Source organism: Aquimarina aquimarini, from assembly GCF_900299535.1.
GTDB lineage: Bacteria > Bacteroidota > Bacteroidia > Flavobacteriales > Flavobacteriaceae > Aquimarina > Aquimarina aquimarini.
The window spans coordinates 1-13,696 of the sequence record NZ_OMKE01000016.1; the positions used below are offsets into that span (position 1 = coordinate 1).

The 13,696-nt window shown below is 33.2% G+C and carries 7 protein-coding genes and 1 pseudogene; all 8 read right to left on the reverse strand.

What is annotated here, in order from left to right:
* Nucleotides 1-220: 220 nt before the first annotated feature.
* A complete protein-coding gene (locus tag DG508_RS09130) occupies nucleotides 221-544 on the reverse strand; it encodes a type II toxin-antitoxin system RelE/ParE family toxin (RefSeq protein ID WP_108867853.1) in 324 nt (107 codons plus the stop codon).
* Nucleotides 532-768 carry a hypothetical protein gene (locus tag DG508_RS09135; protein WP_108867854.1) on the reverse strand — a complete coding sequence of 79 codons (237 nt, stop codon included), beginning with the start codon at nucleotides 766-768 and terminating at the stop codon, nucleotides 532-534. Before DG508_RS09135 ends, DG508_RS09130 begins: the two co-directional genes overlap by 13 nt.
* A 188-nt stretch (nucleotides 769-956) precedes the next feature.
* Nucleotides 957-1,168 (reverse strand): annotated as a pseudogene (locus tag DG508_RS21310) (transposase); the annotation flags it as partial.
* A 209-nt stretch (nucleotides 1,169-1,377) separates the two neighbouring features.
* Entirely contained in the window at nucleotides 1,378-1,992 is a 615-nt protein-coding gene (locus DG508_RS09145) for a hypothetical protein (protein ID WP_108867855.1), read from the reverse strand.
* Nucleotides 1,993-1,995: 3 nt separating this feature from the next.
* A complete protein-coding gene (locus DG508_RS09150; protein ID WP_159090778.1) occupies nucleotides 1,996-6,510 on the reverse strand; it encodes an RHS repeat-associated core domain-containing protein in 4,515 nt (1,504 codons plus the stop codon).
* 33 nt (nucleotides 6,511-6,543) lie between these two features.
* Nucleotides 6,544-12,261, reverse strand: a complete 5,718-nt coding sequence (locus DG508_RS09155; protein ID WP_159090779.1) for a hypothetical protein — start codon at nucleotides 12,259-12,261, stop codon at nucleotides 6,544-6,546.
* Between the two features lie 127 nt (nucleotides 12,262-12,388).
* On the reverse strand, nucleotides 12,389-12,997 hold the full coding sequence (locus DG508_RS09160; protein WP_234418205.1) for a hypothetical protein: 609 nt from the start codon (nucleotides 12,995-12,997) through the stop codon (nucleotides 12,389-12,391).
* Nucleotides 12,998-13,084: 87 nt separating this feature from the next.
* On the reverse strand, nucleotides 13,085-13,621 hold the full coding sequence (locus tag DG508_RS09165; protein WP_108867858.1) for an OmpH/Skp family outer membrane protein: 537 nt from the start codon (nucleotides 13,619-13,621) through the stop codon (nucleotides 13,085-13,087).
* Nucleotides 13,622-13,696 lie beyond the last annotated feature (75 nt).

Sequence of the window (13,696 nt, forward strand, 5' to 3'; positions counted from 1 at the left end):
ACTTTGTGATAAAATATCAAAATAAGGTTGCCTAGTAAATATATCCAACCAATTTACAGTAGCAAAACTTACAAAATACAACCCAGACTTGTTATGAAACTTATAATTTCTACTCATTTATCTGAAATATTCATAGCTTTTGTTTGATTCTTTATAATACTTCATAGCTTACTTACTCAGAACGCCACTAAGCATAGCTTAGCGGGAGCGGGGGATTGTATTACTTGTTTTTTCTTGGATGCTGACTTTGGTCAAAAACACGGGTGATGTAAATTTTAGTTTTACCTTCCCGATAGGTAATTTTACATCCTTCACAAAATATCTTTCGATATTCCCATTTGAGATGGTTAAATGTTTCATCAACAGTACCTATATTCTGAAAATCATATTTTGGGTTTTCTAAAATTTTTGGTGCATCAATAATATTGTGTGCGATTTCAATGGCTTTTTCTCTGCCTTTGGTTTTTGAGTTGAACTTTGATACTTTTTTAAGGTCTTTTAAGCCTCGTGTTGTCCAACTGACTGGTTTTACTACAAATCCCAACTATCTACTATTTTATGTGCTTCTTCAATACTATAAACTCTTCCTTCCTTTATATCCTCTTCTGCTTCCGCCATTAATGCATCTTCACGTAATTGTTCAGAAGACAAAGATTCTTTCACTTTTCGCATGGATTGGATCATCTTCTTTACCGCTTCTACAAAAGTTGGGTCTTTTGATTCTCTCAATGCGGTTTCTATCCATTTAATTTCTCCCTGTAAATCCATAATATTTATTTTTATATTCATAACAAAGATAGTTTAATATACTAATATTTTTAGGTTTTGTATTGCTAACACACATATTTTTAGTGATCAAGCATATTTATTTTAAAGCCATTAAAAGCTATTTCAGTTTTTTTTAAAGCTTTTAGACAATGAGTGATTAATTCTTTATTAAACCTAAATCATTAAATATAGCTTTTAAAATCTCTTAATAACCCTGCTGGATTATCATCTGCCGATCTAAAAATTAAATGAATATGACTTGGCATAAAACAATAAGCTTATAACTTTGTGATAAAATATCAAAATAAGGTTGCCTAGTAAATATATCCAACCAATTTACAGTAGCAAAACTTACAAAATACAACCCAGACTTGTTATGAAATTTATAATTCCTGCTCATTTATCTGAAATATTCATAGCTTTTGTTTGATTTTTTATAATACTCATACCCTGCTTACTCAGAACGCTACTAAGCACAGCTTAGCGGGAGCGGGGTAAAACTCACAAAATACAAACCAGACTTATTCTGAAATTTATAATTCCTGCTCATTTATCTGAAATATTCATAGCTTTTGTTTGATTCTTTATAATACTTCATAGCTTACTTACTCAGAACGCCACTAAGCACAGCTTAGCGGGAGCGGGGAGAGCGGGGGCAGGAGGCGAAAATGAACTTGAAAAAATTATATTAGGAATGTAATCCCCTTTACTATCATCTAATTCATTAAACACTTCATTTAAAGTTTGTAATAAAAAATAATAGCTATTAATATTTGTAGTTGAAGTCCAATTTAACAAAAAAGAATTTTTCTTTTTATTATCTTCTTCAATTATCGAAATCAATTTTTTGACAACTATTTCTTTATCTTCAATAAAATAATTTTCATAAGTATTTTGAATCAAAATATTTTCATCATTCAAATCAATTGTAACAATATCATGAAACACAGTATAGGTTTTGTTCGGGCAATTTTTTCTAAAAAAAACTGTTACATCTGTACTACTATGACCATCAGTTAATACACCTTTGAAATTTGATCGACTACATAAGTTTATCCCATTTTTTTCTTCAAAATCATTTATAATAATATTTGTATCTGTTTTAAATTGAATTGAAGTAAGTCTATCTTTATTCTCATTTAAATAGACCTTTAACTCAAAATCCTTTTTAACTGATTTACAACTAAATAAAAATAAACTAAATAAACAAAAAATAAATCTCATAGATTAAAATCTTTTACGCCAAGCATCATAACTAAAATATTTAGGGGTAGATAAGTGAGGCCTATATATCTGAAACTTTGGAGCTCCTTTATATCTATTTTTAACACTAATTTTCCCTGCATTTATCATTTTATTATAGATATTACCTGCTCTTCCCATATCTCCAAAATTATGACTCCCATAGCCATTTTTAGCTCTTTTCCTAATTTGTTCAAAACTATAACCAGAAGCATATCCATCTTTTGGTGAATTACCAGGGTGAGAATGAATATCTAAAACTAAATTTAAATCGCTAAAGTTAGGAGTATCGCCTCTTGCAGCGTCTGAATAATTATTTGTTCCAAGAAAAGTACCGTTAGTAAATTTCCTTAAAACCCATTCATCATTAGTATTTAATGATGCGAATTCAAAAACCTTAAATGCTTCAGAAAAATTATCTGTTATTGCATAATTCCCTTCATGTATTCCATTATAACTTAAATCCCAATTTCTATCCATTTCAAGTTGAGGAAGTATACTTGTATCAGTAACTCTTATTTCATTACTCAAATCACCTTCAGTAAATAAATAATCTACTGAATCCCCTCCTTTATCATCATAATAGGTTATACTTCCATCCTTTCCAAGCTTGTACCTATCAACCCCTCCGTCAGGATCAAACTTATTTACAGGGTCATTTCCCATCCCTAAATAAGGACTAGAGTGTTGTCCATACGGATCAGTAGTAAGCCACCTACCAATTCTCGCATCCCAAAGACGTAATTCAAACGCTTCTTTTCCAGTTTCAGGATCTTTCTCTTGCCCTTGGTAAGCATATCTATAATCCCCTACTTGATTTCTCCCTGGCATTGGCATCCCAAAAGGGTAATAATCGGTAGCACTGGTCATTGCCATGGCTTGTCCTTGTGCATTTCTACCTACTACCGCACGTACATTACCCAAATGATCTGTCAATTGATACAAGTGGGTACCATCTGATTTTCTTACTCCTAATCTACTGGCTCCATAAATGGTGTTTTCTATAACCTGTCCATCACGATAGATCGCCATTGCTGTTCCTGCAGCATCACGTACATAATGCTCTGTATAGGTTAAAACTCTAGTAGTAGGGTTATAGGATTCTTTACGCACTCTATGCCCCTTATCATTGTAAAAGAACTTGACCAATGGCTGATTGCTTTTTTGTACTTCAGTCACCAAACCACTGGCATTGTAAAGATACGTAATATTCTCGGATCGATTAGTTACCAACTGTCCGATAGTATTATACACATAATTATCAGGGTCTGTTTGGGTTCCAATATCATCTGCTCCAGCTACATCTCCTGCAGTATCAATCACTTGTTTTAACTGATTGGGTTTGTTATTCGTCGTATCATATTTATATGATAATCTGTCCATAGCATTGCCTCCACCGTTTTCTGTATGTTTATTACGGTTTAATGACAAGATATTTCCATTGGTATCATAGGTAATATTGTCTACTTTATAATCGTCATTAGCATTAGCAGCCAATGTTCCTGCGTTTACATCATGTACAACTCCAGATCCAGATATTTTTGCAGATACGTTACTTCGTGCTTTGGCATGAAAACCAGCTTGCAGAGTAATTGATTTATTAGCGATGTACTCTTTACTTCCAGAATTTATGACATCTGTGGTAGTGACATGATCCTGTGCAGCGGTACCTTCTTCTCCTTCAGAGATGGTAGGAAGGCTGGTATAGTCTCCTGTAAAATGACCATACTCGGCTCCTTGCAACCAATTATTACGGTTATATGTATAGTTGTAGGTATGTTCTTTTCCTTGTACTGGGTTGTAATCAGAATTCCAACGGATTCCTTTGATATTTCCGTTGTATTGATTAATACCATAATTAGCACTTTTGATATTGCGCAACGGGCGATTATAATCATGATCATGATAATCGATTATCATTCCGAAAAGATCACCTGTATCTCCTCCTGGATCATTTGTGCCTGTCAAACTAGGGTGATTTATACTTTTTAAAGCTCCTTGTAAGTTGTAGACATAGTCTACCCCCTGTAATCCTTCTGCTATAATAGTACGTTTTAACCCTCCAGTTTCATAATATTTATACAATGCATTTTCTGTATAATTGATATCGTCTACAGATGTTTCTACTTTTGTAAGACTATAATTTGCAGGATCATACATATACTGATGTATAAACTGGTCTGATGCTCCTTTTTGATAGTACACCTTGTTTACCTGACTGGTTACAGGGTCATAGACATAATCAATAGTCTTTGCTCCTGTAAGTCCATTAACCTGCTGTACAATCCATTGCACCCTACCATAGATGTCATAGCTATACCAAGTTGTGGTGGTTTCTGGGTTTGCAGTCTTTGTTTTGGCTACATTTCCTGCCGAAAAGGATTGCTGTGCATAATTACTCTTTCTAGTATCACTCCCAAAAGCAACTGCCAAACCTATATTATCATTATGATCATAAGTAGTGAGGTGTTGCTCTGATCGATTGGCAAAGGGTAATTCATGGTTTTTATCATCAACAACATTTTTTAATGATACCATAAATGGATCTGTAGCGCTTGTGATATTAGAGGACACAAATACATTGAGATAAGTCAAAGAAGCATCTTTATATACACCACTTTCTACGGGTCTGCCTCTATCATCATAATTGGTGTAAGAAAATTCTTTGTTTTCCCACTGCTTACTATTGATCGAAAAACGAATTTGCCCATCTCTACGGTACAAAAACCAGGCATCTCCTTCATCAGGACTATGCGTTTGTGTTAATTGTCCTAGCGCATCATATTCAAAGGTACTTTCTAGCTTGTTACCTGCGCTATCGGCGAGAGGTTGTTCGCTCTTTATTAACTTACCTGATTTATCATAATAGTTCAGGCTATAGTCATAATAATTCTCTTTACATTCTACCTTAACAGGACTCGCTACATTATAGATATTAAGATTTCTTATGGCAATTCTATAAAATCCATTAGAAAGTCCTCCTGGAGCAGTATTCACTTTATTCTCTGTCATCAGATTATAGATATCATACGCTCTTCCTGCAACATTTATCATTTGTACTCCCGTAGTTCCTTTTGGAACATGAATGTCTACATACCCTTGTTCACCTATAGTAATTACTGTTTTTCTGGAACTGGCATTACCACTGCGTGCTGCCGCCAAGGTATTACCGTCTGTATCTGTAAATACCACATTTTCTACACCATGTACATCTCGACTGATGGTTTTTATAACCTTATACTGATCATATTTTGCCTCACCAAAGGCATCGGGTTTTGATAGTTCTTGTCCTGCTGGCATGGAAAAGACATAACCGTTTTTCCATTGCCCTTGAATTTTATTCCCTCCAATAGTCTTGAGAACAGATCCTGGGTTTAATTCACTATAAATAGTACGCGAATAGGGTCTTCCTGTAACATCTTGATAGGGTTCACTGGTATTCTGAGTACTATAATACCAACCAACGGTATTTGGTTGTGTACCTACTGTACTAGGGTTTTCAGGATCATTTTCAAAATCGGTAGTACTGAATACGGTGTTATTATTTTTTTTGATAAAACCTGGTCTATAAAAAAAATCTAGCGGAATATCTTCATTTGTTGGGGCTTCTAGTGTTTGTAATGCAGGTCTACCTTGACTGTCATACAATGTTTCTGACGCCCATGTTTTTCCAGTTTTAACATCCTTATATTGCACTTGTACAGGCTTTCCCAAATCATCATAATAAGATTTATTTTCGGCTATAATCTTACCAGTTACATCATAACCAGTAATTCTAATGGTATTTTTTGGTTCCTCTACGGTATGATTGGGTGGTGGTGGTACAGGACATCCATTATCTAACCCATATACTCCTGGACATTTATCTCCATTCTCTTTTGCATACTTTTTACCATCATTAGGAGGCATACAAAAAAACTCTGAGCTTATTATTGGTTCTCCTTCTCCTATGCCATCCTCATCACTATCAACATACCAAGTAGTATTTAACCAATTATTTGGATCTGTATCATCACAATCATTCGAATCAAGCACATAACTCCCTGCAGGTTTTGAACAATCAATAATCGGTTCTCCTCGTTCTCCTTTACCATCTCCGTCACTATCTTTATACCATCTTCTCTCAATAGTAATAGCTGCATCTGTATCATCACAATCTCTATTATCTCTTGTATACCCAGTTGGTCTGGTACAATCAGTGACAAAAACTGTACGAGACCCATAGGTATCATTATCCCCATCTTTATACCATCTTACTGGGCTTACTATATTAGGATCTCTATCATTACAATCACCTCCATTAGCCACGCCAGGATACGGATCTCCTGGACAAATATATTGGTTGAGTGGAGCTCCACCAACATCATCATCATCTATATCATAAAATCGTTCCACCCAGATCTGATCTTGTGGCATACAATGCAAAGGGTCCCCTTCATTTTGAGCCAATAATTGCGAACTGCTATTTAACAGAAAAAGAAAAATTATAATTTTTTTCATTGTATGATTCATTTAAGAGCTTTAATTAATTGATTAATGCTGAACACCTATATTGCCATCACCTCCTCCATTACCTGAGCCTCCATCTGAATTACAATACCCTAAGTAAAATGTTTTTTTAGATGCAATCTCTCCTGTTATATTATCCCTTACTTCAGCAATGAAAGGGATTTTTTGACATAGTTCATCTACCAGATAAATACTCGCCACATTATTCCAGGATCCAAAATTAAGATGACTATGTCCAGTTTCCCCAGGATTTCCAACAGCCCATCGATACGAGAAGCTCCCACTACCATTGTATGTATTTGCCGTAATCCTACCCGTCAATCCAGTGATTTGAACTCCTAGACTAAAGCTAAAAAACGGTCCAACATCAGGATTCCCACCATCATTTATATCATTTTTATATGTATACCCAATTTCTTTTACGAGTTTAATTCCTCCTGTAACCCCAGTTGCATCAACTACTTCTTTAAAAATTTTAATCAATCTACCTGCATCATCATATTCATAGTATGTTGCTAAATTATTGGCTCCAATACTATGGGTTAATTCATCCCAGTTATTATAAACATAGCTAGTCATATCTGATGACACTGGAAGAAGTCTAAAATCATCTAGATCTGTTGCTTCTCCAGTACCATTTGATGACACACTTACTTTGGTTTCACTTGTAGAAAGGTCTATATATCCATTCAACAACACCCAATTTCCTGCAATAACATTTTCATTACTATTAAAATCTGTCACTATAGGAAAATTCGTTCCGTTTTGCACTTTTATATTGACATTGTTTTCTTGCCCTTTGCGAACCCATACTGAGATTTTAAATTTTGATTTTTCACCAACTCTGTTTGGATTTGGGGGCAATTTTACATCAAAAGCAGTTCCTCCGTTTATCCTAACTACGTTTTTACCTGTATGAGCATCATTAACAGCAACTACAGTTCCTTCTGTTTTTACTTCTCCATCAAAATAAGTACTGCCATTCTTTTGGATAAAATATTCTGCACCGCTATAATACATTTCTGTATACTTAGAATTGGCTACGGCAATAACTTTGCTTTGATTATCTCCCATTTTGGTAGACACACTATTCTCATTAATATCTATAGACTCTAATGGCATAGAATAATGGTCATACATAGTTATTGTAGAAGTATTAATCCATTTAGGATTCGTTTGTGTACTACCCCACATAAATCCATCTAAATCTCCAGTATATCCTACATAGGTTCCATCATTATCTATATCCCCTTTCCAAGTATACGTTTTATATTTACGCCAAATCTTATTTGGTCCAGTAGCAACAGGTTCAGTAGTGCCATCGTAATTACGATATTTCCAGTCATCGTTCCAAGTAGCAATACCAGCATCAATGGTTTTCCAGATAGTTCCAACTTTTATTTGGGTTAAATTTGCTGTAGTTTGAGTCAACATATTTTTATTAGTTGGATTATCTACTTTTGACCCCATATTTTCATACTGAGTATATGCTGGAATTATTTTTGTTTTATACTCTGTACCATTGCTAGAAACTGTTCTAGTATCGACTACTTGACCTGTTAAGAAATCACGTTTATCATAATATGTGGTATTGACAAAACCTCCTTGAGATATTTTTGTACTTTCCACAATACTTGGATAATCAACTTTACTTGAAGATGTAATTAGGTAATTCACCAAATCATTTTTCTGAACCTTTTTTATGCTCTTATAAGACTGTTGAGATACACCTATTTGACCATCAACATCTAAATTCTGGTTATAATTATTTTCGGTTTTACTCAATAATTGCCCTTTTACATTATATGATGAAACTGACAAAATCCTGCCTAGATTATTTAACTTATTATATATTGTATATTTTTCTGCTTGAACTGTTTGATTAAAGAATGTTTCCTTCTGCTGTTTTTTAACCTTAAAAAAATCTCCGATACTAAAGATATACTCTAAGTCTCTTTGATAAGGCTTTAACACATCAAATTCATAAGCTGTACTTCCTAGGAATTTATTACCTGCATAATTCTCCATTGTTACATTTGCATAAGTAACCAAAGGAGCTGGAATCTCGCTTACATAAGGGATACCTTTTTGTTCTTTAGAAGGAGCATATGAAGTAATTCCAGATATCTTATTATTAGATAAATTAGTGTAGTTATATACAGTTTTCACATTAGAACCGTTTCCTTTTACTTCTATACTTGACACCCTAATACCTCCACCTTTTTTACCGTTATTATCTGTATCTGTATAATATAATATAGGAGCTTTAGTGCTTTTTATTGATGGAAATGAAAGACATATATTTCTTGAAGCAAAAGGTTGTTCATCAAAACAATACTTACTTTCTTTTGTTAAATTAACAATATTATGATTAATTACATTTGGTGCAAATGATCCTTTATTATCGTACTCTAATATCTTAAAAGTAACTTTCTTATTTTGAACATCTAAATTAGTTATTTGAACTTTTGCTTTAACCTCTGATCTATGATAATAACTAGTAGATGGCAAATCCCCAATCTTTGTTTTAAAAAACAAGTATGTATAAGCATTTAAATGAAAATATTCATTCACCTTAAAGTTTACGTCACGAAATGTAATTTCTACAACATTACTACTCTGATTTTTATTTACAATTATATTATCAAATAGTTTATTCTCAGTATACACTGCCTCCGAATAATATGAATCTGATTCATGGGTTATTTCAATTTCCCCACCTGTTGGAGTTATAATTTTACTTAAAGACCATGCTTGAGGTATGTTTTTATGATACCCCCAATCATCCTGATCTAATTTATTGTACTGTACAGATGGCATGTGATATGAAAATCTATACGGAGGAATTAATGATTTCCCTGTTTTACCATTAAAATTAATCGACTTTAATGTTAATCGCCCTTGACCAGGGGCTATAGAATTTGGAGATTTTTTTGCTAATGAATAATCATGATTAAAATTAATTACTTGATTAGCTTTTTCTTCTAGTTGCAATCCTTCTACATCCTTAACATCTATGACATTTTGGTGTTGATGAACATTAAACTTTTTAATTTTAACAGGGTCTAAATAAGCGTTTGTCAAAAAATTAACTGCAGTTCCTTCACATGATTTAGTTTCTTTTTTAACAGGGTTATAGTCACAACGATGGATATTAGTAAACCCATTATTAATACTACAGTACCCCTCTAATTCATTTGTTAAATTACGCCTGTTTTTACTTATTTCTCCTACATCATTATTTAATAATATTATTTTATCAAGTTTTAATACTTTATTTTTTGGAGCTTCAAAATATTTAGCTGAAGTTCTATTCCCTCTATAGACCTCAAGATTACCTTGATAAATTGGTATATTAGGGCTATCTGGCAGTATATGTATTGCCCCATCATCCTTATACACACTATCGCCAGGATTTCCTAATATTGGCCTCCTAAAAATATCCTCCCCCGATTGCGTCACTTCACTATATTCACTAACATTAAAAACACCTTCTATATATTCTTTTTTATAAATATTTAGTTCTTTTGATGTATTATCTCTTCTAATACTTTTGACAAAAAGTGCTGTATGTGTCCTAGTTTTAACAGCATCTAAATAATATATTTGTTTTCTTCCCCAATAGTAAGAATAGGTTTTATCATTAGCATCTTCTTTGTTTTGATGTTCCTCATACCCATCAAAAGGCCCTCTCCAAACATATCCATCTGTCCATTTTCCGTAATCAAATTCAACCCAATACCCATAATCATTTTCATCAACTTTTCCATTTGCATTGACATCTATATAATCTGGACCTGTAACAGCTGTTAACAACCAATGCGTCGCATATGGTTTAGTTTTTTTTATTTCAAAAAAATTTTGATTTTCATTGGTTGGATTTTTAAAGTTCTTATAAAACAATTCAAAATTATAGACAGGTAAAGAATAATGATATACCTTCCCATCTAATGAGGTAATCCTAAAAGCTCCAATTCCTTCGTCTAAAAATGTATCCAGATCTTGTAGCCTATCAATATTTTTTGCTTCAATAAATCCAGTTGTATTAGTATTATCTCTAATTTGCTTATTTGTAAAAGTTTCTATATAATTACTAGATCGTTTTCTATTTCCATATTTTAATTTCTCTCCATTCGGCAAAACCCCATCACTATAAATATTTGATTTCCTAGTTTCAAAACCTCTTAACATTAAGAAGTCTGATGCATTTGTTTCTGCATTTCCTACAAGATTCTTATATATGACTGTCCTATCATCTCTAAGAAAAGAGCTTAATGTATTTTCAAAATAAAAATGAGTATTTCCTCCTAAATCATCAACCCTATCTAAATAACTATCAAAATTATCTGCTATATACGCCGTATAAATATTATCATTATTAATTTCTGAACTCCCTCTATCGACCAAATTTAATTCATGATAGCTTGCAGGTTTTATACTTCCAGATAGCCCTTGAGAGGTTACTATATAATTATCATATCCTGGCAGGGATATATTATTTTTATCTATTTTAAAATTTTGTTCTATTAGATAATCGAGACTCATATCCTCATGGGAGAATGCTGGAAACTCATTGACATCCATAAAGTAATTTTCTTTCATTAAATGACTAACCCCTGCTGTTCCATTTGAAAATGGTTTGGTTTTATTTGCATGGTAAGGATATACTGCTCCAGATGTTGTAAGGTCATTTTTCTTATACAATGAATATCTAATTCTTTTATGTCCAAACCCTATATAAAACATATAAATAGGAAATGAAGTTTGAAAACCTTTCACATCTATATTTAGATCATTACTAGAAGTCCCAAAGTTCATTGTGGAGACCCCTATTCCTTTACCATTAATTGCACCACCTAAAGAAGCGCCTTTAGAATCAAAACTAACTCCAACTGAACCAGATTTAACCCTAGAGACAATTCTATTTTCTACTCTTGTTTGTTTTACATTTGCTCCAGTAACAGAAACTCCTCCAGACAACCCTGAACTATAATTATAATTCAGATTTACTCCATACCCCAACTCACTTCCTTTAAAATTACCTCCATATCCAATTCCGACGCCATGAGTTCCTACATTGACATTAAACCCTTTATATTCGACACCTAATGTAGCTCCATCACTCCCAGCTTTTAAGCTAGCTCCGCCATAACCAATAGAAACAAATCCTCCTGTTGAACGATGTGATCCCCAAGAAGCACCTAAACCAGCATTAAAGCCATTTACTCCTATTCCAATACTAAAATTATATTCATTTTCTGTCCAACCAACATCATAGAAAAACTCTTCATACTTAGTTTTGCCCCAATCATCAGGATATCCATTGACATTACGGTTTATTGAGCCAGGATTCAAATTCCAGCCTAATCCCACCCAAGAAGCTTCTTGATTATGAGCTACTCCTCCATGATAAGATAATGCCAGTGGGTACCCTCCTTCTGGTGAGGGTACATTAAGCAAAGGCAATACATATGAGAAATCCCCAGTCAGTAAGTTTACCATATCGGTTGCATCTACTGGTTCAAATGATGCCGCTTCTGGAGCATTAGGCCCATTATTATTTGCCCACAATTGATTATAGGGAATCAACGTTTGTAAAAAAGTGATTGTAAAAAATATCGCTATTATCCGATGTGAGGATTTGGTTTTAGCCCTCCTAAGTCCAACATCCGAAATTGGAGGCTGGGAACTTGAGACGAGAAAACTATCTTGAAATAGTGTTTTAATTTTAGTGATTTTCATAGAGGTTTTGATTTTCATAAATATTCTCTAATATGATTTGATAAGCTCCGTATGATTTATATATTCCTTTTGAAATTGAGTGAATCAAGCTTGATATTAAAAACTTCTTCTAATCCAAAGCTTTGAACTACAACTTCAATTTTGGTTCGTTGTTAATTATTTTTGTTGGAATTTTGAATTTTACCTCTCCTGTATAAAATCCTAAATCCTCTATCGTGAATGTTACAAACTCTTCTTTTGTTACTTTCTCTTCTCTAGGATATACCAATAACATTGTTGTACTCCCACTCATTCCATACATTCTAGGGTAGATATAATCTGCCATAGCAATGGTATCTTTTTTGGGGGTATATAAGTGTACTTTCTGCTCCATACCAAAGGCTAATTGATTTACCATCGCTCCAAATTTTTGTTTATCTCTCGCTACATTGGTCAATAATTCCTGATTGTTTTTAGACATTGATAAAGTGAAGTACACATACTCTTTATATTTTCCTCGTAAGCTGTCTACTATTCCTGATGTATCTTCTCCTGATAATTCTTGATTCACCAATAGATCCGTTGGTTTATAAAGCAGAGAAAAAACAACTCCATTAACCGTTTTTGAATAGCAATATTCATTCTCTGGTTCTTTGATATACCCTAACAATTCTTCTGGAGAATCAAAGGTGTTTTGAGAACAAGAGACAAAGAGAAGAACACTCGCAATTAGTGTTTTAAATTGATTCTTTAGCATTTGGTTTCGTTTTTATGATAAGTCAAAAATCAGGAGTTCTTCATCAGTCTTTTTAACTCCAAAAACCCATACTCCTATCATACAAGGCTATTTATTCCCTTCGAATTCTGCGTTTAATTCTTTAAGTACAATTTCTGTTAAATCAGCCGATTCTTCTCCATACATTATGGTTCCGTTTCCTGTTGCTCCAAAAATGACTCTATACCCCTTCTTTTTACCGTATTCTTTTACAAAATCATTGATATCATTGATCACAGTTTGTGTAACTTTTTTATCTTCTTCTACCAACTGTTTTTGTACTGCTTGTTGGTAATTATTAATTTGTTGTTGCTTATTTGCCAATAACTCTTGCTTTAGTTCCAGTTCTTTCTTACTCATACTACTACGTTCTTTCTCATACGCTTTGAGTTCTGTTTGCCAGTTTGAAACAAGACTATCAACATTCGCTTTCATAGTTTGTGCTTTTTTATCGAATGCTTTTTTTACAATTTCTGTTCTATTGTAACCTTCTAAAAGTTTATTTACATCTACGTACACTAATTCTGTCGAAGGTTGTAAAAAGAAAAAAGATCCTACTGATGTAATAAGTGCAATGATGGCAATTGGTAATGTTAATTTATTCATTTTGTTATTTTGATCTAATGTAAAAATCGGTTACCCGAAATATTTTGATTTTATTTTGAATACTTGTTAATGTCA